Annotated in this window: 22 protein-coding genes and 1 tRNA gene; 13 read left to right on the top strand and 10 right to left on the bottom strand. The window is 69.3% G+C overall.

Annotated features, from left to right (window positions below):
- Window positions 1–9: 9 nt before the first annotated feature.
- A complete protein-coding gene (locus ACWFR3_RS06090) occupies window positions 10–1392 on the bottom strand; it encodes a sensor histidine kinase (RefSeq protein WP_453733348.1) in 1383 nt (460 codons plus the stop codon).
- A 167-nt stretch (window positions 1393–1559) separates the two neighbouring features.
- Here ACWFR3_RS06090 and ACWFR3_RS06085 point away from each other — a divergent pair, with 167 nt between their 5' ends.
- The 7 genes from ACWFR3_RS06085 (at window position 1560) to ACWFR3_RS06055 (ending at window position 7241) form a co-directional block, all read left to right on the top strand.
- Window positions 1560–2423 carry a hypothetical protein gene (locus ACWFR3_RS06085; protein WP_453733347.1) on the top strand — a complete coding sequence of 288 codons (864 nt, stop codon included), beginning with the start codon at window positions 1560–1562 and terminating at the stop codon, window positions 2421–2423.
- Between the two features lie 26 nt (window positions 2424–2449).
- Window positions 2450–2522, top strand: a tRNA-Gln gene (locus ACWFR3_RS06080).
- 120 nt (window positions 2523–2642) lie between these two features.
- Window positions 2643–4100: a bifunctional UDP-N-acetylglucosamine diphosphorylase/glucosamine-1-phosphate N-acetyltransferase GlmU gene (glmU, locus tag ACWFR3_RS06075; protein ID WP_453733346.1), complete on the top strand. Its 1458-nt coding sequence runs from the start codon at window positions 2643–2645 to the stop codon at window positions 4098–4100.
- Between the two features lie 135 nt (window positions 4101–4235).
- Window positions 4236–5213 (top strand): ribose-phosphate diphosphokinase, encoded by a 978-nt coding sequence (locus ACWFR3_RS06070; protein WP_453733345.1) that lies wholly within the window; start codon window positions 4236–4238, stop codon window positions 5211–5213.
- A 192-nt stretch (window positions 5214–5405) separates the two neighbouring features.
- On the top strand, window positions 5406–5999 hold the full coding sequence (locus tag ACWFR3_RS06065) for a 50S ribosomal protein L25/general stress protein Ctc (RefSeq protein WP_453733344.1): 594 nt from the start codon (window positions 5406–5408) through the stop codon (window positions 5997–5999).
- Window positions 6000–6096: 97 nt separating this feature from the next.
- Window positions 6097–6699, top strand: a complete 603-nt coding sequence (gene pth / locus ACWFR3_RS06060) for an aminoacyl-tRNA hydrolase (RefSeq protein WP_453733343.1) — start codon at window positions 6097–6099, stop codon at window positions 6697–6699.
- Between the two features lie 80 nt (window positions 6700–6779).
- Window positions 6780–7241: a hypothetical protein gene (locus ACWFR3_RS06055; RefSeq protein WP_453733342.1), complete on the top strand. Its 462-nt coding sequence runs from the start codon at window positions 6780–6782 to the stop codon at window positions 7239–7241.
- A 73-nt stretch (window positions 7242–7314) separates the two neighbouring features.
- Here ACWFR3_RS06055 and ppc read toward each other — a convergent pair whose 3' ends face one another.
- Window positions 7315–10047 (bottom strand): phosphoenolpyruvate carboxylase, encoded by a 2733-nt coding sequence (ppc, locus tag ACWFR3_RS06050; RefSeq protein WP_453733341.1) that lies wholly within the window; start codon window positions 10045–10047, stop codon window positions 7315–7317.
- Window positions 10048–10336: 289 nt separating this feature from the next.
- Here ppc and ACWFR3_RS06045 point away from each other — a divergent pair, with 289 nt between their 5' ends.
- Entirely contained in the window at window positions 10337–11353 is a 1017-nt protein-coding gene (locus ACWFR3_RS06045; RefSeq protein ID WP_453733340.1) for an acyl-CoA desaturase, read from the top strand.
- Window positions 11350–12039 (top strand): TetR/AcrR family transcriptional regulator, encoded by a 690-nt coding sequence (locus ACWFR3_RS06040; protein WP_453733339.1) that lies wholly within the window; start codon window positions 11350–11352, stop codon window positions 12037–12039. The genes ACWFR3_RS06045 and ACWFR3_RS06040 overlap by 4 nt, the downstream gene beginning before the upstream one ends.
- Before the next feature lie 316 nt (window positions 12040–12355).
- Here ACWFR3_RS06040 and ACWFR3_RS06035 read toward each other — a convergent pair whose 3' ends face one another.
- Entirely contained in the window at window positions 12356–12748 is a 393-nt protein-coding gene (locus ACWFR3_RS06035; RefSeq protein ID WP_453733338.1) for a glyoxalase, read from the bottom strand.
- A 5-nt stretch (window positions 12749–12753) separates the two neighbouring features.
- The gene (locus ACWFR3_RS06030) at window positions 12754–13599 is read right to left on the bottom strand and encodes a trans-aconitate 2-methyltransferase (RefSeq protein WP_453733337.1); all 846 of its coding nucleotides are present in this window, start codon (window positions 13597–13599) and stop codon (window positions 12754–12756) included.
- Window positions 13600–13784: 185 nt separating this feature from the next.
- Between ACWFR3_RS06030 and tamR the strand changes: the two genes are divergently transcribed.
- Entirely contained in the window at window positions 13785–14282 is a 498-nt protein-coding gene (gene tamR / locus ACWFR3_RS06025) for a MarR family transcriptional regulator TamR (RefSeq protein ID WP_383314935.1), read from the top strand.
- Here the strand turns inward: tamR and ACWFR3_RS06020 are convergent.
- Entirely contained in the window at window positions 14241–15017 is a 777-nt protein-coding gene (locus ACWFR3_RS06020) for a LuxR C-terminal-related transcriptional regulator (protein ID WP_160505515.1), read from the bottom strand. The genes tamR and ACWFR3_RS06020 overlap by 42 nt on opposite strands.
- Window positions 15018–15282: 265 nt before the next feature.
- On the opposite strand from ACWFR3_RS06020, the gene ACWFR3_RS06015 reads away from it, so the two are divergent.
- Complete coding sequence (locus tag ACWFR3_RS06015) at window positions 15283–15738, top strand: GNAT family N-acetyltransferase (protein WP_453733336.1); 456 nt, start codon at window positions 15283–15285, stop codon at window positions 15736–15738.
- 89 nt (window positions 15739–15827) lie between these two features.
- Here ACWFR3_RS06015 and galK read toward each other — a convergent pair whose 3' ends face one another.
- From galK to galT, 3 genes are read right to left on the bottom strand one after another with little or no spacing between them, the layout of a single operon-like run.
- Window positions 15828–16982 carry a galactokinase gene (gene galK / locus ACWFR3_RS06010; protein ID WP_453733335.1) on the bottom strand — a complete coding sequence of 385 codons (1155 nt, stop codon included), beginning with the start codon at window positions 16980–16982 and terminating at the stop codon, window positions 15828–15830.
- A gap of 23 nt (window positions 16983–17005) precedes the next feature.
- Window positions 17006–17959: a UDP-glucose 4-epimerase GalE gene (galE, locus tag ACWFR3_RS06005; protein ID WP_453733334.1), complete on the bottom strand. Its 954-nt coding sequence runs from the start codon at window positions 17957–17959 to the stop codon at window positions 17006–17008.
- Window positions 17956–19026 (bottom strand): galactose-1-phosphate uridylyltransferase, encoded by a 1071-nt coding sequence (galT, locus tag ACWFR3_RS06000; RefSeq protein ID WP_453733333.1) that lies wholly within the window; start codon window positions 19024–19026, stop codon window positions 17956–17958. The genes galE and galT overlap by 4 nt, the downstream gene beginning before the upstream one ends.
- Before the next feature lie 229 nt (window positions 19027–19255).
- On the opposite strand from galT, the gene ACWFR3_RS05995 reads away from it, so the two are divergent.
- Window positions 19256–20938 (top strand): sodium:solute symporter family protein, encoded by a 1683-nt coding sequence (locus ACWFR3_RS05995; RefSeq protein ID WP_453733332.1) that lies wholly within the window; start codon window positions 19256–19258, stop codon window positions 20936–20938.
- A gap of 24 nt (window positions 20939–20962) precedes the next feature.
- On the top strand, window positions 20963–21244 hold the full coding sequence (locus tag ACWFR3_RS05990; protein WP_453733331.1) for a hypothetical protein: 282 nt from the start codon (window positions 20963–20965) through the stop codon (window positions 21242–21244).
- A 33-nt stretch (window positions 21245–21277) separates the two neighbouring features.
- On the opposite strand, the gene ACWFR3_RS05985 is transcribed toward ACWFR3_RS05990, so the two are convergent.
- Together ACWFR3_RS05985 and ACWFR3_RS05980 are read right to left on the bottom strand one after the other, a co-directional pair.
- Window positions 21278–22003, bottom strand: a complete 726-nt coding sequence (locus ACWFR3_RS05985) for a helix-turn-helix transcriptional regulator (RefSeq protein ID WP_453733330.1) — start codon at window positions 22001–22003, stop codon at window positions 21278–21280.
- A 261-nt stretch (window positions 22004–22264) separates the two neighbouring features.
- Window positions 22265–24190, bottom strand: coding sequence for an outer membrane protein assembly factor BamB family protein (locus tag ACWFR3_RS05980; protein WP_453733329.1), 1926 nt, complete (start codon window positions 24188–24190; stop codon window positions 22265–22267).
- Between the last annotated feature and the right edge of the window lie 13 nt (window positions 24191–24203).

Here is a 24203-nt window from a genome sequence, read left to right as displayed (position 1 = left end):
CCAGACCCCTCAGGCCTCGCTCAGCCCGCGCTCGGGCTCCACCTCGGGCTCCTCCTCGGCGACGACGGCCACCACAGCCACGGGCAACACCGCGGACACCCGGAAACCACCCGCGTCCGTCGGCCCCGACACGAACACCCCGCCCAGCGCGACGACACGTTCCTTCATGCCCACCAGACCATTGCCCCCACTGGGCAACCGGGCATCCCCCGGCCCCGCCTCCGGCGGCGGCTCGTTCTCCACCTGCATCGCGATCTCCCCGCCGCGATGCGCCAGACGGACATACGTCTTGGCGCCCGCCGCGTGCTTGTGCACGTTCGTCAACGCCTCCTGGACCACGCGGTACGCGGTCTGCTCCACGTCCCCCGCATACGCACGCGACTCGCCCTCCACGGACAGCGCCACCGCCATCCCCGCCGCACGCGACTGCCCCACCAGCTCGTCGAGCTCCGCCAGGCACGGCCCGTCCTCGTCCACCGCACGCGAGGCGGCCGCCGCGGCGGCGAACCCCACGGCGGCCAACGGCACCACATCAGAGACCGACCCGTGCCGGCCACCCGCCGCCGGGGTCGGCTCCCCGGTCCGCAGCACACCGAGCATCTCGCGCAACTCGGTCAGCGCCTGCCGCCCCATGTCCCCGACAAGAGCGGCGTTCTTCACGGCCTTCTCGGGATCTTTCCTCGCCACGGCCTGCAAAGCAGCGGCATGCACGACCATCAGACTCACCCGGTGCGCGACGACGTCATGCATCTCCCGCGCGATCCGGGTCCGCTCCTCATTACGCGCCCACTCGGCCCGCTCCTCGGCCCGCTCGGCGAGCAGCTGCAACTCACGCTCCAGGCTGTCGGCCCGCTCCCGCAGACTCTCCATGAGCCGCCGCCGGGCCCCCACGTACAGCCCGAGCAGGATCGGCGGCGCGGTCAACCCGATGGAGGTCGTGATCGCGATGAACGGTATGAACCCCTCCGCGAACCCGAGATCACCGCTCTCCATGTCCTGCCGGGTCCGCACCAGCGTGACGATGAGCGTCCCGAGCAGGGACATCCCGGCGAGCGACCCGATGATCCGCCGGGGCAGCTCGGAGGCGGCGAGCGTGTACAGCCCGACGACAGTCAGGAAGATCCCCATCTGAGCAGGCGTGATCGCGATCGAAATAAGCACCACAGCGATGGGCCACCGCCGCCGCAACACCAGCGAGAACCCCGCGAGCACCCCGAACGCGACCCCCACCCCCGTGGGAATCCCCGTGTCCCCCGAGAACGTGATCCCCTCTGCCCCGCACTCCGCCGCCGAGGCCAACGCGAGCCCCACGTCCAGCACGGCACTGCGCCGCCGCTCCCACCACCACGGCCCTGTCACGGCCGCGCTGTGGCTCTCCCCCGTCGTGGTCATACCTCCCAGCCTACGGGCGACAAGCCCTCCTTTTCCGGCGAGTTTCCGGCTCAGTGATCGAACGCACGCGCTGTTCGAAGGGAAGCGAAACCGCCCGGAATCCCTCGAACTGTTGAACCGCTCCCGGTTCACCACCGGACGTCCGCATTCCGGACAAGGCTCGGCACATGACGGAAATCACCGGCAAGTACGCCGACTTCGAGGGCCTGCGGGAACAGGCGATCGCGCTGCGACGCGAGGGACTGAGCCGCCGCCAGATCCGCGACCGGCTGCACGTCGACAACAACGACATCCTGAACCGCCTCCTGGAGGGCGAGCCGCCCCCGGAGTGGACGAAGCGCCCGAACGCGAAGGACGACCTGCGGGAGCGGGCGCGGGAGCTGCGGACTCAGGGCATGACCTACGACCAGATCCAGGTCGAGCTGGGATGCTCGAAGAGTTCGATCTCGCTGTGGGTACGGGATCTGCCCCGACCTGAGCGGCGTGACCCCTCGGAGCAGGCGAAGCTGGCTGCGCGGAAGCGGTGGGATCACGAGCTCGCGGTGCGGGAGGACGAGCGGCAGCGCATCAAGGAGGGCGCGAGGCGGGACGTCGGCACGCTGTCGGACCGCGAGTTGTTTCTCGCGGGAGTCGTTCTGTACTGGGCAGAAGGCGGTAAGGACAAGGCCTACAACAAACAGCACACCGAACGACTGCAGTTCATCAACAGCGACCCGAACGTCATCAGCCTCTACCTGCGCTGGCTCGAACTGCTCGGCGTGGAACGCGAGCGGATGCGGTTCCGGGTCAGCATTCACGAGTCCGCAGACGTGGCCAAAGCCGAGAAATTCTGGGCCGAGCTGGTAGGAGTCGACACCGAGATCCTTCAGCGGGTCACCCTCAAGAGACACAACCCCCGGACCAACCGGAAGAACACCAGCGACGCCTACCGAGGCTGCCTCACGGTCTACGTCACCAAGGGCGCCGATCTCTACCGTCGCATGGAAGGGGCTTGGTACGGCATAGTGTTGGGTGCCAGCACGGCGAGCTGACTGATTGTCCGTTTCGCCGGGTTTATTCCCCCATGGTGTAATCAGGCAGCACTGCGGTTTTTGGTACCGTCTGTTCAGGTTCAAATCCTGATGGGGGAGCTGCACTTTTTGTCGGGTCCTGACCGCCACGGTCAGGACCCGCCCTCATTTCCGCCCCACAACGCCCCGGTATCCTGCGGATGTCCACTCCCCGCACATCCGAAGCCGAAGGGCACCCCCGTGAGCGCCAACAGCCCGGCAGCCGTCGTCGTCCTTGCAGCGGGTGAGGGCACCCGCATGAAGTCGGCCACCCCCAAGGTCCTGCATGAGATCTGCGGGCGTTCCCTCATCGGGCACGTGCTCGAAGCTGCGTACGCGCTGAGTCCCGAGCGGCTCGTCACCGTCGTCGGGTTCGCTCGCGAGAAGGTCGTCGCGCACCTCGGCACCATCGCCCCGGACGTGCGCACCGCGTACCAGAGCGAGCAGAAGGGCACCGGTCACGCCGTCCGTATCGCCCTGGACGAGCTCGGCGGCGCCGTGGACGGGACCGTCATCGTCGTCTGCGGTGACACCCCGCTGCTGACCGGCGCGACCCTGCGGAAGCTGGCCGCGACGCACACCGGCGACGGCAACGCCGTGACGGTGCTCACCGCCGAGGTCCCGGACGCGACCGGGTACGGCCGCATCGTGCGGGACGGCGAGTCCGGCGCGGTGACCGGCATCGTCGAGCACAAGGACGCCACCGAGGCGCAGCGCGCGATCCGTGAGATCAACTCCGGTGTCTTCGCGTTCGACGGGCAGCTGCTCGCGAAGGCGCTCGGCAAGGTGCGTACGGACAACAGTCAGGGTGAGGAGTATCTGACTGATGTTCTGGGGATCCTGCGTGAAGCGGGGCATCGCGTGGGTGCGGCCGTCACCGGGGATCACGAGGAGATCGCGGGGATCAACAACCGCGTGCAACTGGCCGAGGCCCGCCGCACCTTGAACGACCGCCTGCTGACCGAGGCCATGCTGGCGGGTGTCACGGTCGTGGACCCGGCGTCGACGTGGATCGACGCGACGGTGACGTACGAGCAGGACGCGCTGGTGCACCCCGGTACGCAGCTGCACGGTGTCTCGCATCTCGGCGAGGGCGCCGAGGTCGGGCCCAACACCCGGCTGACGAACGTCAGGGTCGGTGCGGGTGCCCGGGTGGACAACACGGTCGCGTACGACTCGGAGGTCGGGGAGCAGGCGAGCGTCGGTCCGTTCGCGTATCTGCGGCCGGGTACGCGGCTCGGTCTGAAGGCCAAGGCGGGTACGTACGTGGAGATGAAGAACGCGACGATCGGCGAGGGCACGAAGGTGCCGCACCTTTCGTACGTGGGTGACGCGACGATCGGTGATTACACCAACATCGGTGCCGCGAGCGTCTTTGTGAATTACGACGGTGAGGCCAAGCACCACACGACGGTGGGGTCGCACTGCAAGACGGGCTCGGACAACATGTTTGTGGCTCCTGTCACGGTCGGGGACGGCGCTTATACGGCGGCGGGGTCGGTCATCACGAAGGATGTTCCGGCCGGTTCGCTGGCCGTGGCCCGTGGCCAGCAAAGGAATATCGAGGGTTGGGTGGCGCGCAAGCGTCCGGGCAGCGCGGCTGCCAGGGCGGCGGAGGCGTCGTCCGGAGAGCCCGGGAATCCGGCAAGCGGAAGCTGACCGGAAACAGGTGCGTCGTACACGGCGTACCGTGATAGATGCACACCATTTCGGCCGGCTCAGCGCTTCGGACTGTGATTTTCCGGAGCGTGCGGGGACGGCAGCGGGAAGAACTCGTCTGAGGAGACTAGTGCTGTGACCGGGATCAAGACGACCGGCGAGAAGAAGTTGATGCTCTTCTCCGGCCGCGCCCACCCCGAGTTGGCCGAGGAGGTCGCACACAAGCTGGGTGTCGGCATCGTGCCGACGAAGGCTTTCGATTTCGCCAACGGCGAGATCTATGTGCGGTATCAGGAGTCGGCTCGTGGGGCGGACTGCTTCTTGATCCAGAGCCACACGGCTCCGATCAACAAGTGGATCATGGAGCAGTTGATCATGATCGACGCGCTGAAGCGCGCGTCGGCCCGCTCCATCACCGTGATCGTGCCGTTCTACGGCTACGCGCGCCAGGACAAGAAGCACCGCGGCCGTGAGCCCATCTCGGCCCGTCTGGTGGCGGACCTGATGAAGACCGCGGGCGCTGACCGCATCCTCACGGTCGACCTGCACACGGACCAGATCCAGGGCTTCTTCGACGGCCCGGTCGATCACCTCTTCGCCCTGCCGATCCTCGCGGACTACGTGGGCGCGAAGGTCGACCGCTCGAAGCTGACCGTGGTCTCCCCCGACGCGGGCCGCGTGCGCGTCGCCGACCGCTGGTGCGACCGTCTGGGCGCCCCGCTGGCCATCGTGCACAAGCGCCGTGACAAGGACGTCGCCAACCAGGTCACCGTCCACGAGGTCGTGGGTGAGGTGAAGGGCCGCGTCTGCGTCCTGGTCGACGACATGATCGACACCGGTGGCACGATCTGCGCCGCCGCCGACGCGCTGTTCGCGCACGGTGCGGAGGACGTCATCGTGACGGCGACGCACGGCGTGCTCTCCGGTCCGGCCGCGGACCGTCTGAAGAACTCCAAGGTGAGCGAGTTCGTGTTCACGGACACGCTGCCCGACCCGGGTGACCTGGAGCTCGACAAGATCACGGTGCTCTCGATCGCGCCGACCATCGCCAACGCGGTGCGTGAGGTCTTCGAGGACGGTTCGGTGACGAGCCTCTTCGAGGAGCAGGCCTAGTCCCCGCGGGCTTACTGAAGATCGATTTCTGGGGCGGCCTCCCCGCCGGGTAGACTCACGGAGTTGCTCGGCGAGGGAGGCCGTACTCATTGCAGTACGGCGGTCCGTTATCGACGCGCTCTTCGTAGCAGGCCAGTAAGTCGTGGCCGGGTGACCGACTCTGTTCCGTCACCGCTCATACGAGGAGTGCACATGTCCGAGGTGAAGATCACCGCCGAGGTCCGCAGCGAGTTCGGCAAGGGCGCCGCCCGCCGTCTGCGTCGCGCCGACAAGCTTCCCGCCGTCGTCTACGGCCACGGCTCGGACCCGATCCACATCACGCTGCCGCACCACGGCACCCTGATGGCGCTCAAGACCCCGAACGTCCTGATCAACCTGGACATCGACGGCAAGAGCCAGCTCGTCATCCCCAAGGCCGTCCAGCGTGACGCCGTCCGCATCGGCATCCTGGAGCACGTCGACCTGCTCCTCGTCCGCAAGGGCGAGAAGGTCAACGTCGACATCTACGTCCACACCGAGGGCGAGCTCGCCCCGGGCGGCAACCTGCTCGAGCACGTGCTGAACGCGCTGCCCGTCGAGGCCGAGGCCACGCACATCCCGGAGTCGGTCACCGTCTCCATCGCCGGTCTCGAGGCCGGTGCGACCGTCCTCGCCAAGGACATCACGCTGCCCTCGGGCACGACCCTTGCCGTCGACGAGGACACCGTCGTCCTGCAGGTCCTGGCCGCGCAGGCCGAGGAGGCCGCCGAGGACACCGAGGGTGAGGGCGAGGGCGCCGAGGCCTGAGCCCCGACCGCTTCCGTCCGAGCCCTTGCCGGGCTCGACTCTGCCGACCGCCGCTCCGCGCTCCTGCGCGGGGCGGCGGTTGGGCTATGAAGGAGACATGCAGATGACGACGGACCCCAGCGCGCCCTGGCTGATCGTGGGTCTCGGTAATCCGGGCCCCGGGTACGCCATGAACCGGCACAACGTGGGCTTCATGGTGGCCGATCTCCTCGCGGAGCGGATCGGCGGCTCGTTCAAGCGGAGCGGGCGTGCGCAGGCGCAGGTGCTCGAGGGCCGGATCGGTCCCGCGGGTCCGTCGAGCCGCCGGGTCGTCCTGGCGAAGCCGATGTCGTACATGAACGTGTCGGGTGGCCCGGTGACGGCGCTGCGCGACTTCTACAAGGTGCCGACGGCGAACATCGTGGCCGTCCATGACGAGCTGGACATCGACTACGGCACGCTGCGGCTGAAGCTGGGCGGCGGCGACAACGGCCACAACGGTCTGAAGTCGATGACGAAGGCGATGGGCCCGGACTATCACCGGGTGCGGTTCGGGATCGGGCGTCCGCCGGGGCGGATGCAGGTCGCGGACTTCGTCCTGAAGGACTTCTCGTCGGCGGAGCGCAAGGAACTGGGCTACTTCGTGGACCGGGCCGCGGATTCCGCTGAGGCGCTGGTGATCGAGGGGTTGGAGCGGGCGCAGAGTTCGTACAACTCGTAATCACGACTTGTAAGAACAACTCGTCAGCACTCGCCCGGGACTGTTGACTGAGCGCATCCCCATGGCCAAGGATCGCCGCCATGAACGCGCTGCTGCTCCTCCGCCGGACGGCTATGGGCGCGGTCGCGGCGCTCCTGCTCGTCGCGGGCGTCTGGGCGTCCTGGGGCACGGCGCAGCACGTGATGCTCTCCGACGATCGTGAGCGGGGCACGATGCGGGTGGCGCGGTGCTCGTCCGACACGTGCGTCGGTCCGTACGTCCCTTCCACCGACGGCTTCGAGCCGCGGGCGGAGGTCGTGATCGACCGCTCGATCGGGGAGAAGAAGGGGATACGGATTCCGGTGGCGGTGAAGCCCGGCACCTCCGAGGTGGTCCGCACGGGCGGCCCCGGTTTCCTCCACGCGTGGCTGCCGCTGGGCGGCGCGCTGCTCCTGTCCGCGGTGGTGGTGGCGGGCGGCCTGCGCCTGCCCCGCACCGCGTGGGTCCTGGCCTTGACGGGCGGCGCCCTGCTGACGGCGTCCTTTGTGACGCTCGCCTTCTGACCTGCGGGTGCTGACCTGCGTGTGCTGACCTGCGGGTGGGTGCTCCGGGTTCCGGAGCACCCACCCGGAAGGATCAGCCGGTGTTGCGCAGGCCCGCCGCCACACCGTTCACGGTGAGGAGGAGTGCGCGGCCCAGGAGCGGGTCCGCCTCCTCGCCCGCCGCCGCGGCGTCACGCTGGCGCTTGAGCAGTGCGACCTGGAGGTAGGAGATCGGGTCCAGGTACGCGTCGCGGATGCCGAAGGTCTGCTGGAGCTCCGGGTTGCTGCCGAGCAGCTCCGTACCACCCGTGATCCGCAGGACTTCCTGGACCGTCAGCGCGTGCTCCGCCTCGATGACGTCGAAGACGTGCTTCAGCTCGTCGGGGACGAGCGTGTCCACGTAGTGGCGGGCGATCCGCAGGTCCGTCTTCGCGAGCGTCATCTCGACGTTCGAGAGGAAGTTGCGGAAGAAGTGCCAGTGCTCCTGCATCTCGCCGAGCACGGTGTCCAGACCGGCTTCGCGCAGCGCCTTGAGGCCGGAGCCGACGCCGAACCAGCCGGGCACGATCTGCCGGGACTGGGTCCAGCCGAAGACCCACGGGATGGCGCGCAGGCCGTCCAGCGAGACGCCCGAGCCGGGGCGGCGCGAGGGCCGCGAGCCCAGGTGGAGCTCGGCGAGCTGGTCCACCGGCGTCGACGCGAGGAAGTACGAGGGCAGGTCCGGGTCCTCGACGAGCTTGCGGTAGGCGGTGTGGGCCGCCTCGCTCACCACGTCCATGGCCGCGTCCCAGCGGGACAGTGCCTCGTCGGACTGGCGGGGAGCGGTGTGCAGGGCGGAGGCCTGCAGCGTCGCCGCGACCGTGAGCTCCAGGTTCTCCCTGGCCAGCGACGGCACGAGGTACTTGTCGGAGATGACCTCGCCCTGCTCGGTCACCTTGATCTCGCCCTCCAGCGTGCCCCACGGCTGCGCGAGGATCGCGTCGTGCGAGGGGCCGCCGCCACGCCCGACGGTGCCGCCGCGGCCGTGGAAGAGGCGCAGGCGCACCCCGTAACGGTGCGCGACGTCACGCAGCCTGCGCTGCGCCCGGTGGATCTCCCACTGGGAGGTGGTGATGCCGCCGAACTTGGAGGAGTCCGAGTAGCCGAGCATGACCTCCTGGACGTCGCCACGCAGCGCGACCAGCCTGCGGTAGGAGGGGTCGGCGAGCATCTCGTCGAGGATGACGTCGGCGGCGCGCAGCTCGTCCGTCGTCTCCAGGAGCGGCACGATGCCGATCTTCGCCCAGCCGGCGTGCAGGTCGATGAGTCCGGCCTCGCGGGCGAGGACGGCCGCGGCGAAGACGTCGTCGGCGCCCTGGCACATCGAGATGATGTACGACTCGATGACCTCGGGTCCGAAGACCTGCAGGGCCTTCTTGATGGTGAGGAAGACGCCGAGGGTCTTCTCCCCGGCGGCGTCAAGGGGGGCCGGGGACGGGCCGAGCGGCCTGCGCGAACGCAGTTCCTTGGCGAGCAGCTTCTGGCGGTACTCGCGCGGCATGTCCACGTACCGCCAGGACTCCTCGCCCAGGCGGTCGAAGAGCTGGCCGAGCGCGTGGTGATGGGCGTCGGCGTGTTCCCGTACGTCCATGGTGGCCAGCTGCAGGCCGAACGCGGCGAGCGTACGGATCGTGCGGTTCATCCGGCCGTCGGCGAACAGGGCGCCCTTGTGCGCGCGCAGCGAGGTCTGGACGAGGGTGAGGTCGTGCAGGAGCTCACCGGTGCCGAGGTAGTCGCGGCCGTCCTCGTGGGCGGTGCCGCGGGCCAGGCGCTCCTTGGTGTTCTCCAGCTTCTGCCGGATGCAGGTGGCCTTGAGGCGGTAGGGCTCCTCGGAGTTCAGCCGCTTGTAGCGGGGGCTGATCTCGGGCAGCCGCTCCAGGTCGAGCTGGAGGGAGGACTTGAGCTCCTCGGTGGCTCCGGTGTAGCGGATGGAGTTGGAGAGGAAGCCGCGCAGCTCGTCGACGAGGGCGAGGGCGTCGTTGATGCCGTGCTCGTGCTGGAGGATCAGGACGTCCCAGGTGACGGCGGGCGTCACGTTCGGGTTGCCGTCGCGGTCGCCGCCGATCCAGGTGCCGAAGGTGAGCGGCCGGGTGCCCTCGGGGAGCTGGACGCCGACGCGCTCCAGTTCGGCGGTGAGGTCTTCCAGTACGTCCCCGACGGCGCCGGCGTGCAGCTCGTCCAGGTAGTAGATGGCGTTGCGTGCCTCGTCGGCGGGCTCCGGGCGCACGACGCGCAGCTCGTCCGTCTGCCACACCAGGTCGATGCTCTCGGCCAGGCGGGTGTCGTGGCGGCGCCGGTCGGACTCGATGACCGGGGTTTCCAGGAGCTCGGCGATGCGGCGCAGCTTGTTCAGGACGGAGCGGCGGGCGGCCTCGGTGGGGTGCGCGGTGAAGACGGGGCGCACGTTCAGGTGCTCCACGGTCTGGCGCAGGTGCTCGGGGTCCGCGTCCTTGAGGCGGTCGGCGGTACGGGTCAGGAGCCCGCCCTCGGCGGCGCGGCGGGCGCGCAGCTCGCGTCCGCGGTGGACCTGCTCGGTCACGTTGGCCAGGTGGAAGTACGTGGAGAAGGCGCGGACCAGCTTGGCCGCGGTCTCCAGTTCGGTGCCACCGAGCAGGCGGGCTGCGGCCTCGCCGTCCTCGCGCGTCAGGCGGCGGACCTTCTCGACCAGTTCGAGGAGCTCGGAGCCCTCCTGACGTACGAGGGTCTCGCCCAGCAGATCGCCGAGGCGGCGGATGTCGGCGCGCAGCTCGGTGCTGGCTGTGGTGGTCTGGTCGTCGGCACTGCTCACAGGTGCGGCTCCTTGCAGTGTTGAAGCACGTCAGGTCTGGGAGGGGGTCCCCGGCCGGATATAAATCCGCGTTCCGGGGGAAATAGAGAGCGGACCGCGCTGTCCGACCGTTCCCAAGGATAGGTGTCACATCGCGGCACGGACTCGCAGCCTCTTGCCGCCGGGTTCCGCGCTGCCATACTTACGACGCCGTAGGTTACGGGACCGTAAATAACGCGGGCCCCGTGATCATGTGCCCGCCGCACTCGCGCCGTGACCCTCAACCCTCGACCCCACAGGGGACGTGCCCATGCCGACATCTTCCGATGCGTATTCCGACACCGATGTGATCGAAGACGCTTCGCGACCGACGACCACCGACCCCGCCGCCTCGTCTTCCGAGCCGTCCGCGACGCTGGGGGGTGAGCAGAAACGGTCGATCGAACAGTTCGCGCTGCTCGCCTTCATCGCCGTCCCGTTCGTCGCTCTGCTCGCGGCGGTGCCGCTGGCCTGGGGCTGGGGGGTGAGCTGGCTGGACCTCGGTCTGCTGGTGTTCATGTACTACCTGGGGTGCCACGGCATCACGATCGGCTTCCACCGCTACTTCACGCACGGTTCCTTCAAGGCGAAGCGTCCGCTGCGGATCGCGCTTGCCGTGGCGGGGTCGATGGCGGTGGAGGGCCCCCTTGTCCGCTGGGTGGCGGATCACCGCAAGCATCACAAGTTCTCGGACGCCGAGGGCGACCCGCACTCGCCGTGGCGCTTCGGCGAGACGGTTCCGGCACTGATGAAGGGCCTGTGGTGGGCGCACATCGGCTGGATGTTCGACGAGGAGCAGACGTCGCAGGAGAAGTACGCGCCGGATCTGATCAAGGACCCGGCGATCCGTATGGTCTCCCGCCAGTTCCTGCTCTGGACGATCGTCTCGCTGGCGATTCCGCCGCTGGTGGGCGGTCTGGTGACGATGTCGTGGTGGGGCGCTTTCACGGCGTTCTTCTGGGGCTCGCTCGTCCGGGTCGCGCTGCTGCACCACGTCACGTGGTCGATCAACTCGATCTGCCACGCGGTGGGCAAGCGCCCCTTCAAGTCGCGTGACCGTTCGGGCAACGTGTGGTGGCTCGCGGTCCTGTCCTGCGGCGAGTCCTGGCACAACCTCCACCACGCCGATCCGACGTCGGCACGGCACGGTGTGCTGCGGGGTCAGGTCGACTCGTCGGCGCGGATCATCCGCTGGTGCGAGCAGCTGGGCTGGGCGACGGATGTGCGCTGGCCCTCGGAGTCCCGTATCGACTCCCGCCGGAAGCCGAAGACCGTCGGCCCGGCATGATTGACGACGTGGCGACCGACTCCAGTAATTCCAGCCCTTCCAGCAGCAAAGAGAAGCAGCCCCGGCGTGCGCGCCGGACCAGGATGACGGGTGCCGAGCGCCGGGAGCAGTTGCTGGACATCGGCCGCACGCTCTTCGCCGCCAAGGGCTTCGAGGGCACGTCGGTGGAGGAGATCGCGGCGAAGGCCGGCGTCTCCAAGCCCGTCGTGTACGAGCACTTCGGCGGCAAGGAAGGGCTGTACGCGGTGGTGGTGGACCGCGAGATGCGGGCGCTGCTCGACGGTGTGACGGGGGCGCTCACGGCGGGCCATCCGCGCGAACTCCTCGAACAGGCGGCGTTCGCTCTCCTCGACTACATCGAGACGTACACGGACGGCTTCCGCATCCTGGTCCGCGATTCGCCGGTGGCGCAGTCGACGGGCACGTTCGCTTCTCTCATCTCGGACATCGCGACGCAGGTGGAGGACATCCTGGGCCAGGAGTTCAAGACCCGCGGCTTCGACCAGAAACTGGCCCCGTTGTACGCGCAGGCGCTGGTCGGCATGGTCGCGCTCACGGGCCAGTGGTGGCTGGATGTCCGCAAGCCGAAGAAGGCGGAGGTGGCGGCGCACCTGGTCAACCTGGCGTGGCACGGCCTGGACGGGCTTGAGCCTAAGCCGCGGCTGATAGGGCACCGCAAGAGCTGACGCCCCAGGGCGGACACCTGTGTGCGGGGGGCGTGCCTTTGCGGGGTGCGTGCCTTTGCGGGGTGCTGCCCTGCGGGCTGCTGCTCTGCGGGCAGAGCTCTGGGCTGGCCTGCGGTTTGCTGCTGCTCTGCGGGCAGGGCTCTGGGCTGGTTCCGTGCGGGTGCCTGCCCTCTGCGGGGCAGAGTTTTGGGCTCGCGTCCTGCGGTGTCCGCGCGCTTCAATGCCGCCGCTTCGCGGCGATTTTTTCCCGCCCACCCACCCGATTACCCCGAGTAACGGGCGGGTGGGTGGGAGACATCCGCCGCGAAGCGGCGGTTCAGTCCGGGGCCGAGGGTGGCAACTGCGGCTCAAGGAACTCCAGCCGGTTCCCGACAGGGTCCTCCGCGTAGAAGCGCCGGTGACCCGGCAGGGCGTAGTCCCAGGTCACGGCGACACCGCGGGAGGAAAGACGCTCCGCGTACGCGGAGATGCCCCGCACCCGCAGCCCCGGATGCGCCTTCCGCGCGGGGCGGAAGTCCGCCTCGATACCCAGGTGCAGCTGCACGGCCCCCGCCCCCGCCCCCGCCAGGAACCAGCACCCGCCCCGCGAGGCCAACTCCCCCGGCTTGGGGATCTCCGTCATCCCGAGCACCCCCCAGTAGAAGGACCGCAGCTCCGGCTCACTCCCCGGCGGGGCGGCCAACTGGACGTGGTCGATGCCGGTCAGCACCGGGCTCAGTCCGCCCTGCGTGCCACGGCGAACACCCGCCGGAAGGGAAAGACCGTGCCGGCGGCGGTCGCGGGGTATGCCTTGCGCAGCAGCTCCCGGTACTCGGAGAGGAACTCCTCCCTCGCCTCCGCGTCGTCCGCAAGCGCGGTGAGTACCGGCCGCAGCCCTGTCCCCTTCACCCAGTCCAGGACGGGGTCCTCCCCCTCCAGGAGGTGCAGGTACGTCGTCTCCCACGCGTCCACCTCGACCTCGTACCCCGCAGCGACCAGCCGCTCCAGGTAGGCCGCAGGCGAGAGCACCGCGTCCGCATGCCGCAGCCGCCCGCCGAGCCGGCCCCGCCACCGCTCGGACTCGCTCAGCTCGCGCATCAGGACGTGGCTCGGGGCGTCGAAGTTGCCGGGGACCTGGAAGGCGAACGTCCCGCCGGGGGCCAGCGCCGCCACCCAGGCGGGGAAGGAGTCCGCGTGGCCCGGTACCCACTGGAGCGTCGCGTTGGACAGGATCAGGTCGTACGTCCCCTCGGGCGGGGCCCACTCCGCGGCGTCCGCCGCGGCGAAGTCCAGGCGGCCGCCCCCGGAGGTGGGGCCCGCCAGGCGCTCGGCCTGCTCCAGCATCTGCGCGGAGTTGTCGAAGCCGGTGATGTGCGCCGCGGGCCAGCGCTCGGCGAGGAGGCGGGTGACGTTGCCGGGGCCGCAGCCCAGGTCCGCGATGCGCGGCGGGCGCCCCTTTGCGGCCGTCGCGGCGGGGAGTTCGGGGACGCGGGCGAGCAGGTCGACGAAGGGGCGGGCCCGGTGGCCGGAGTGGCGCAGATACTGGCCGGGGTCCCAGGTGGGAGTGGGGGCTGCGGGCATGGAGCGGTGCCTCCTCGGGTCGCGAACCTCAGCGCCGCAGGACTTCGTACGACTTCGCAGAACTCCGTACGGGCTCCGTACAGGCGCCGCATGCACTGCGTACCGACGCCGTACCGCCATATTCAACCCCGAAGTATCTTGACGTCAAGAGACTTCACGTCGACAGACCCCCTACACTGATCGTCATGGAGGACGAGGTCGACCGTCTGGTCGCAGCATGGCGCCGGGAGCGCCCTGACCTCGACGTGGAACCACTCGAGGTGCTCAGCCGTGTCAGCAGGCTCGCGCGGCATCTCGACAGGGCCCGTCGGCTCGCGTTCTCGGAGCACAATCTGGAGCCGTGGGAGTTCGACGTACTGACGTCGCTGCGGCGCGCGGGATCGCCGTATCAGCTCTCGCCCGGACAGCTCCTCACCCAGACCCTGGTGACGTCCGGCACGATGACCAACCGCATCGACCGGCTCGCGAAGAAGGGCCTCGTCGAGCGGCTCCCGGATCCCAGTGACCGGCGGGGCGTGCTCGTGCGGCTGACCGAGGAGGGCCAGGACCGCGCCGACCAGGCCCTCGCCGGACTGCTCAAGCAGGAGCGGGCGATCCTCGCCGAGCTCTCGCGCGGCCAGCGCGGCGAGCTTGCCGCGCTGCTACGCCAGTTGACCGCCCCGTTCGACAACATCCCCGGCTAGGTCGACGGGACCGACCCCGGCCCTGCGCGCGAGCGCGACGGCCGCGAGCGTGGAGTGGACGCCCAGCTTCCCCAGCACGTTCTGCATGTGCGTACGCACCGTGTGCGGGGAGAGGAAGAGACGCTCGGCCACGGCCTTCCTGCCCAGGCCCGCCACCATGCAGCGAAGGACCTCGCGCTCGCGCGGGGTCAGCGACTCCACCAGGCGCTCGGATTCCGTGCGGTGCTTGCGCGCGGCGGTCAGCTCCCGCAGGACGCCGGTGAGCAGCGCGGGCGGCAGGTGGGTCTCCTCCCGCAGCACACCCCGTATGACCGTCAGGAGCCGGGACAGCGAGCAGTCCTTGGCGACCCAGCCCGATGCGCCGGCCTGCAGCGCGAGCGCGGCCCTGCGCGGGTCGTCCTTCTCGGCGAGCACGACCGTGCGGACCATCGGCTGGCCCGAACGGACTCCGGCCACCAGGGAGATGCCGTCCACCAGGCCGTCGGCGTTGCCCTCCTGCACGGAAGGCGCGGGCCTGACGCCCTGCACGGCGCTCGCGGACGCGCCCAGGTCGGCGTCGACGAGCAGCACGTCGTATCTGCGCCCCTCGGCTATCGCCCGCTCCAGGCAGCGCAGTGCGGCCGGGCCGCTGCCCGCCGCGGACACGTCGACGTCGGGCTCCGCCGCCAGTGCCGCCGCGAGCGACTCGGCGAAGATGCGATGGTCGTCGACGACCAGGACTCGGATACGAACCACTGAAACCCCCTCCCCCAGGCTCTCCCGTGAGAGCAGGGGATACCCCATCGTCGGAGGACGTACCGTGCGGGCACGACACCCGGAACGGGGGTCGCCGCAGTCGCCCGGCCGCCGCCGGGCTGTGACCACTACCCCCATCGCCGGGCGTCGTACCCGACTGTCTCGCCCCCTGAGCGGTGCCGGCCCCCACCGGCACTGCCACTCAGAGTAGGGCCGCACGGCAGGAGCGGAAGGTAATTTACAGAACTGACTGGCCAGCGCGTTTATGGTGAGCCGTATGTTTCGTATTGAGACAGGAGTCGACAAGGAGCGGTTCGCTCTGCTTCTCTCCCGCCTCCAGGCATCGAACACCGCTGCCTCGCCGGTGATCCGCGCCCTGCGCGGCACCCCGCAGGATCGTGAATTACCGCTGGCCGTATGGCTGATGGAGCGCACGGAGGGCTTCGTCGGCGGTCTCGCCGGGCACACCTGGGGGCGCTGGCTGCACGTGGACCACCTCTGGGTCAGCGAGTCCCATCAGGGCGCGGGCCTGGGCGCGCAGCTGCTCGCGGAAGCGGAACGCATCGCCAGGGACGACCGGAATTGTCTCAATTCCCGCGTGGAAACCTGGGACTTCCAGGCACCCGGCTTCTACCGCGACCAGGGATACGAGGTGGTGTCGGTGATCCCGGACTACCCCCAGGGCGCCAAGGAGTTCACCCTGACGAAGAAACTGGCCTGATGCGGCAGCGGGCCCGGTGACAGTTCCCGTACGGGGTTGCCACCGAGCCCAATTTGCATGATCTGTACCGGAGTTGACCGAATACTCCGTTATGCCAGGCGCCGCGCCCCCGCCGAAGGCACCGCCGGGAACACCCGCGGGACGGTGTAGCCCGCCGCGGTGAACGCCTCCAGGACCGACTTCGTCACCGGCTCCGCGTCGACCTCCTCCACCAGGACGATCGCCGAGCCGCCGAAGCCGCCGCCCGTCATCCGGGAGCCGATCGCGCCCGCCGCGTTCGCGGAGGTCACCACCAGGTCCAACTCCTCGCAGGAGATGCGCAGATCGTCCCGCAGCGACGCGTGGCCCTCGGTCAGGACGGGTCCGATCGCGCGCACCTCGCCCGCGTCGAGCAGGCCGATGACCTGCTCCACCCGGTGGTCGTCCGAGACGATGTGGCGGACGTAGCGGCGGATCTTCTCGTCCGTCAGCTTCTCCAGGGCCGAGGGGAGTTCCGCGTACGGGACGTCCCGCAGGTGGGAGACGCCGAGGATGCGCGCGCCCTCCTCGCAGCCGGCCCGCCGCTCGGCGTATGCCCCGTCGCCCAGCTCGTGCTTGACGCGGGTGTCGACGACCAGGAGCTGCAGGCCCTGTGCGGCAAGGTCGAAGGGGACCTGCCGTGTCGTCAGGTCCCGGCAGTCCAGGTGCAGGGCGTGGCCCTCCGTGGCGCACGCGGACGCCATCTGGTCCATCACGCCGCACGGCACGCCGACGAAGGCGTTCTCGGCGCGCTGGGACAGGACCGCGAGCTCGGAGGCGTCCAGGCCCAGTTCGTACAGGTCGTTCAGGGCCAGTGCTGTGACGACCTCCAGGGCCGCCGACGAGGACAGGCCCGCCCCCGTCGGGACGGTCGACGCGAGGTGGATGTCCGCGCCGCCGGACACCTCGTGGCCCGCACCCCGCAGCGCCCACACCACGCCCGCCGGGTAGGCGGCCCAGCCGCCCTGCCCGTATTTCGAGAGGGGGGTGAGGTCGTCGACGCGCAGTTCGGCGACCGGCGCGTCGATGTCCGCCGAGTGCAGCCGCAGGACTCCGTCGGAGCGGCGTGCCACCGCCGCCACCGCGGTGTGCGGCAGGGCGAGCGGCATCACGAAGCCCTCGTTGAAGTCCGTGTACTCGCCGATGAGGTTGACCCGGCCGGGAGCCGACCAGACCCCGTCCGGCTCGTACCCGTACAGCTCGGCGAACTGGCCCGCTACGTCCATCAGTTTTCCCCTTCAGCCCCTGCTCAGCGCTGGGCGAACGCCCATGCGTCGGCGACGATGCCCGCGAGGTCCGCGCGGGTCGGATTCCAGCCGAGCCGCTCCCGCGCAGTGGCCGCGGAGGCGACCAGGACCGCCGGGTCGCCGCCGCGGCGCGGGGCCATGACCTCGGGGATCGGGTGCCCGGTGACCTGGCGGACGGTCTCGATGACCTCGCGCACGGAGAAGCCGTTGCCGTTGCCGAGGTTGCAGATCAGGTGCTCGCCGGAGGTGGCCGCATCGACGGCGAGGAGGTGCGCCTGCGCCAGGTCCGCGACGTGGATGTAGTCGCGGACGCAGGTGCCGTCCGGGGTCGGGTAGTCGTCGCCGAAGACGGAGATCGCCTCGCGCTTGCCCTGCGCGACCTGGAGGACCAGCGGGATGAGGTGCGACTCGGGGTCGTGCCGCTCTCCCTGCTCTCCGTAGGCGCCCGCCACGTTGAAGTAGCGAAGGGACACTGCACCGAGCCCGTGGGCGGCGGCCTCTCCGGTGATCATGTGGTCGACGGCGAGCTTGGAGGCGCCGTAGGGAGACGTGGGGGCGGTCGGGTCCGTCTCGGTGATGGGGCTGCTGACCGGCTCGCCGTACGTCGCCGCCGTGGAGGAGAAGACGAGCTTGCGCACGTCCGCGTCGCGCATCGCGCCGAGCAGCGCCATCGTGCCGCCGACGTTGTTGTCCCAGTACTTCTCGGGCTTCACGACGGACTCGCCGACCTGTGAGAAGGCGGCGAAGTGCAACACGGCGTCGTAGGAGGAGTCCAGCCACTTGGCGGCATCGCGGATGTCGCCCTCGATGAACTTCGCGCCGGCCGGGACGCCCTCGCGGAATCCGGTGGAGAGGTTGTCCAGGACGGTCACCTCGTGCCCGGCCTCGATCAGATGCTGGGCCACCACGCTTCCCACATAGCCCGCCCCGCCGGTGACCAGGTACTTACGACTCATGAACTCGCTACCTCTCGCAGTCGCTGGGCCGCGGCTTCCGGCGGCACGTCGTTGATGAACACGCTCATGCCGGATTCGGAACCCGCGAGGAACTTCAGCTTGCCCGAAGTGCGGCGAATGGTGAAAAGCTCGAGGTGGAGCGCGAAGTCGTCCCTATTGACCCCTTCGTGCTCGTCGAGCGGGCCGAAGGGTGCCTGGTGCCACGCCGCGATGTACGGGGTGAGCGGCTCGCCCTCGGTTCCACCGTCACCGAAGATCCGGTCGAAGCGCCTCAACAGTTCCAGATAGACCTGGGGGAACTCTGTGCGTGCCGCTTCGTCGAGCCCGAGCAGGTCCGCGACGCGGCGCTTGGGGTAGAGGTGCACCTCGTAGGGCCAGTGCGCGGCGTGGGGGACGAACGCCACCCAGTGCTCCGTCTGAAGGACCACGCGCTCGCCGGCCGACTCCTCGGCCACGACGTCGTCGAAGAGGTTGCGGCCCGTGGACTCCTTGTGCGCGGCGAGCGACCCGAGCATCAGGGACGTACGCGGGGTGACGAAGGGGTAGGCGTAGATCTGCCCGTGCGGGTGGCCCAGGGTCACGCCGATCTCGGCGCCGCGGTTCTCGAAGCAGAACACCTGCTCGACGGAGGGCAGGTGCGAGAGCTCCGCGGTCCTGTCCGTCCACGCGTCAAGGACCAGGCCCGCCTGCTCCTCGGTGAGGTCGGCGAAGGACGAGTCGTGGTCGGAGGTGAAGCAGACGACCTCGCAGCGTCCGGCGTCGCCGGCAAGCGAGGGGAAGCGGTTCTCGAAGACCACCACGTCGTACGAGGAGTCGGGGACCTCGCTCAGCTTCTCGCCCTCGGAGGGGCACAGGGGGCACTCGTCGGCCGGCGGGTGGTAGGTGCGGCCCTGGCGGTGCGAGGCGATGGCCACCGCGTCGCCCAGGAGCGGGTCCCGGCGGATCTCCGAGGTGGTGGAGATGGGGTCCAGCGGCCTTCGGTCGACGGCGTCGCGCACGGCGTCGTCGCGCGAGTCGTAGTAGATGAGCTCACGACCGTCTGCGAGACGGGTCGAGGTCTTCTTCACGTCCGGGGCTCCTCACCAACACCCACACCCAACATAACCGAACATAACAAACCACAAGCCAACAGCATCGTCAATGGTGGGCCCGAGACGTGTCCCGAAGCATGTCCGGCCCGCCACGGGAGCCAGTCCGATCACAATCAAACAAAGAACACCAAAAGAAGTCTTCAGTTATTGAAGCGGGAAGCGTAGGTTCCGGTCTGATCAGTTCGCGCAACGAAGCGAGTTCCCCATGCAGTCCCCCACACAGACCCTGGCCGAGGGGCTTCGGCTGCCCACCAACGGCCTCGACTACGCGATCCTCGCGATCTACTTCGCAGTCGTACTCGGCATCGGCTTCGCCGCCCGGCGCTCCGTCAAGACAAGCCTCGACTTCTTCCTCTCGGGCCGTTCGCTGCCCGCCTGGGTCACCGGTCTCGCGTTCGTCGCCGCCAACCTCGGCGCCACCGAGATCCTGGGCATGGCCGCGACCGGCGCGCAGTACGGCGTCGCGGTCGTCCACTGGTACTGGATCGGCGCCATCCCCGCGATGGTCTTCCTCGGCCTCGTGATGATGCCGTTCTACTACCGCTCCAAGGTCCGCTCGGTCCCCGAGTACCTGCTCCAGCGCTTCGACAAGTCGGCGCACCTGCTCAGCTCGGCGCTCTTCGCGTTCGCCGCGATCCTCATCGCGGGCGTGAACCTCTACGCCCTGTCGATCGTGGTCGAGGCGCTCCTGGGCTGGCCGCAGTGGGTGGCGATCGTCGTCGCCGGCTTCTTCGTCCTGGCGTACATCACGATCGGCGGGCTTTCCTCAGCGATCTACAACGAAGTCCTCCAGTTCTTCGTGATCCTGGCCGCCCTGATCCCGATCTGCGTCATCGGCCTGAAGAAGGTCGGCGGCTGGGACGGGCTCTCCGGCTCCCTGGAGAAGTCGCACGGCGGTGACTTCATGACCGCCTGGGGCGGCACCGGCATCGGTGACGCCAACCCGCTGGGCGCGAACTGGCTGACGATCATCCTCGGCCTGGGCTTCGTGCTCTCCTTCGGCTACTGGACGACCAACTTCGCCGAGGTGCAGCGCGCCCTGTCCGCGAAGAACCTCTCCGCCGCCCAGCGCACGCCGCTGATCGCCGCCTTCCCGAAGATCTTCATCGTCTTCCTGGTGATGATCCCCGGCCTGGTCGCGGCCGTCCTCGTCCCCAAGATCGGCACGGCGGGCTCGGACCTCACCTACAACGACGCGATCCCGTACCTGATGCAGGAGTTGCTGCCCAACGGCGTACTCGGCATCGCGGTGACCGGTCTGCTCGCGGCGTTCATGGCGGGCATGGCGGCGAACGTGTCGTCCTTCAACACCGTCTTCACGTACGACATCTGGGCGAAGTACGTGGTCAAGGACCGCGAGGACGGCTACTACCTGAAGTTCGGCCGTCTGATCACCGCGATCGGCGTCCTGGCCTCCGTCGGAACGGCCTTCATCGCCTCGTCGTTCTCGAACATCATGGGGTACCTCCAGACGCTGTTCTCCTTCTTCAACGTCCCGATGTTCGTGGTCTTCATCATCGGCATGTTCTGGAAGCGGGCCTCGGTGAAGTCCGGTGTCTGGGGTCTGGTCGCGGGCACGACCGCCGCGATGATCAACTACTTCTACATCTACAAGCAGGGCGTCATCGACATCCCGACCGACCAGGGCGCCAACTTCGTCTCGGCGATCGTCGGCTTCGTCGCGGGCGCCGTGGTGATGGTCGTGGTCACGCTCTTCACCGCGCCCAAGCCGGAGGCCGAACTGGCCGGTCTGGTCTACGGAACGAGCTCACCGGGCCTGGAGGAGCCGCCCGCCGAGGGCGACGACGCCTGGTACCGCAAGCCGGCGCTGCTCGGCTGGGGCGCCGTCGTGCTCGCCGCGCTCTGCTACGTCCCCTACTCGTTCTGAATCCGATCGGAGGTCTGGAAGAACATGTCTGAACTGCACAACGAAGTCTCCGAGCTGGAGCGCAAGTCCGCCACGGCGGCTCGCCTCTTCGACATCCGGCGGATCATCGGCGGTCTGTTCGTCGTCTACGGAATCATCGTGACGATCGCCGGAATCTCCCCGTCCGACGCCGACATGAAGAAGGCCGAGGACATCAACATCAACCTGTGGACGGGCCTGGCCATGCTGGGGCTCGGCCTCTTCTTCCTCGGCTGGCTGTGGCTGCGGCCCACGCCGCCGCCCACCGAGGCGCCGGAAGACGAGTAGCCCCCTCGCGACACCCCTGGACGGGGCCCGAGTTCACTGCACCGGTGACTCGGGCCCCGTCGGCGTCTCCACGTCGTTCGCGTACGCCGCGACGGGCCGCTCCGCGCGGTCGAGCAGACCCGTCCGCGCGGCGAGCGCCGCGGCCTCCAGGCGGGAGCCGACGCCCAGTTTCATCAGGACGCGCTGCACGTGCGTGCGCGCCGTGCTGGGCGCTATGCCCATCCCGGCGGCGATGAGCCGGGTGTCCTCGCCGTCCGCGACGCGGACCAGGACCTCGACCTCGCGCGGCGTCAGCATCTGAAGGAGCCGCTGCCCCTCGTCGTCGGGCTGCGCGGCCGGATTGAGCAGCTCGCTGAACGCGCCCTGGAGCAGCTGCGGGGCGACGGCCGCCTCGCCCGCTCTGGCCTTCATGATGGCGCGCTCGACGCCCTCTATGCGCTCGTCATGCCGTACATAGCCGGAGGCCCCCGCGGCGAAGGCCGCGGCGATGCCGCGCGGGCTCGGCACCGGGCCGAGCACCACCACGGCGACCTGCGGACGCTCCCGCTTGATCTTCACGACCGGATCGAACATTCCGGCCTCCGCGGGCGTCGCCGTGCCGAGCAGGCAGACCTCGGGAGCCCGGCTGATGACCAGCTCGGCCGCCCCGGCCGCGGGTGCGGCCGCGGCGAGCACCCGGTGCCCGCGCAGTTTTAATGCCGAGGCGAGTGCCTCGGCGAGCAGTCGGTGGTCGTCGACCACCATGAGCCGCACACCCATCGAGCAACCCCCCAGATATCCCCACGGATCCCCCACGGATCGAGGGCCCCCCGGCCCCGCACCCACTCATGCCCCGGAAGCTACACGCTTGTTCGACGTCGCGCGCCCCCTACCGGTGAGAAGCGGCCTGGAATGCCGAAATCCCGGCCATGCGCATATGCGCGTCAGGACGTGCGTACGAAAGGTCGTACGGGAGAGCAGGACGGCCCCGCTCCCTTTCGGGAACGGGGCCGTCCTACGCGTATGCGGAGGTCACAGGGGTTACTGGGCGACAAATCCCAGGGCCGTGTACTCCTTCTCGTCCTTCGAGTACGGCTTGCTGATCAGCTCTTTGCCGAGGTACAGCTTGCCGTTCCCGTAAAGGAGTTCGTTCGATTTCGGCACCATGCTGCTGATCGCGCTGCCGACCGATTCGGCGGCCGGGGTCTCCAGGAGCTTGGTCTCCTTCATCGTCTTGCCGTTGAGGGAGATGACCTGGGCGCCCTTGTCGTAGCCCGCGTCCTTGTACGCCAGGATGTTGCCGCCGTCCATGCGGATGGGGAACATCTCGCCGTTCTCGCCCGCGTCGGCGCGGTCGCCCGTGGTCTTGCCGGTGGCCAGCGAGAAGGAAATGATCTCGTTCGTCTGGCTGTAGCCGTCACCGCCGCCCTTGTGCTGGCGGGTCGGGACGTAGAGCTTGTCGTTGCCGACGGCCAGCGAGCTGCAGGCGTAGACGACGTTGACCTCGCAGTCGTGGTCGTACTTGCCGTCGGGCAGCGAGATCTTGGCGCGGAGCCTGCCCTTGTCGTTCAGCGAGAAGACGTCCGTGACGCCGCTCGCGGTGATCTCCTGGGTGTCCTGGCCGTAGACGACCGGGCGGGTCGAGATGATCTTGGCGTTGTCGACGCCCGGCGTCACCGGGTAGGTCCACTTGTCGTCGCCGGTCTTGGGGTCGAGGAGCTGGATCTTCAGCTTCTCGTCGCCGTAGTCACCGCACTTCTGGACGACGACGAGCTGCTCGCCGCCGGCGTAGCCCTCGTCCTGGCACTCGTCGCCCGGGGTGGGTTCCCACAGGTGCTTGCCCTTGTTGGCGATGTCGAAGGCGGCGCCGCCCGCGCTGGAACCGACCGCGACGGTGTTGCCGCTGATGGTGAGCTCTTCGATCCGGGCCTTGGAGCTGCCCTCGTCGATGGTCTCCGTCCAGAGCTTCGTGCCCTGCTTCAGGTCGATCGCGGAGATCTGCGAGCAGGTCTGGTGGTCGCCCTTCTTGGTCCGCTTGGCCTCTTCGTACGCGACCGCGACGATGCCGTCCTTGGTGACCTCGCGCGAACCGGCGCACGTCTGGCCCGCCAGCGGCAGCGTCCACAGCTCCTTGCCGTCGGTGGGGTTGTAGCCGACGATCTCGTTGACGCCCGCCTTGGCGTAGACGTCATCGGTGAGCCAGGAGCCCTTGATGCTCCAGACGTCGTCCTTGGGCACCTCGGGCTGCGGGAGCTGCATGGAGACGGTGGCGCTCGTGTTGGTCGGCACCTTCTCGGTGCCGGGGCCGCTCGGGCCCTGCTCACCGCCGCCGCCCTTCTTCTCCCCGCCGCCCTTGCCGCCACCGGTCGAGCCCTCGGAGCTCGCCTCGGTGTCGTCCTTGCCCGAGGTCGAGGCGTAGAAGACACCGCCGCCGACGATCAGGGCGATCGCGACGACCGCACCGATGATGATCTTCATCTGGCCGCTGAGCTTGGAGCCGCCCGAAGCGGGAGCGCCGGCCTGCGGGGCCATCGGCATCGTGCCGGGCTGCTGGTAGGCGCCGTACGGCGGCTGCTGCCCGTACGGGGCCTGCTGGCCGTACGGCTGGGTCGGCTGGCCCGGGTAGCCGTAGCCCTGGGGCTGGCCGGGGGGCGGGGTGCCGGGGGCCTGCGGCGCCTGCGGGTAGCCGTAGGTGGGCTGGCCCTGCGGCTGGCCCGGCGGCGGAGGCGGCGACTGCGGGGGCGGACCGGCCGGGGGCTGGCCCGCGGGCATCGTCGGCGGCTGACCCGGCGGCTGAGCGGGCGGCGGGGTCTGCGGGTAGCCGTACGACGGGTTGTTCGGCTCGGGGGCCTTGCCGAAGCCGGGCGGCGGGTCCTGCGGTGCGCCGAAACCGCCGGGCGGCGGGTCCTGGGGAGCGCCGAACCCGCCCTGCGGGGGCTCGTTGGGCGGCTGGGGCGGCTGGGTCATGACGTCGATTCCT

Source organism: Streptomyces sp. NPDC055189, from assembly GCF_053606765.1.
The sequence above is the reverse complement of the archived record's forward strand: the minus strand, read 5'-3'. Positions and strand labels throughout refer to the sequence as shown.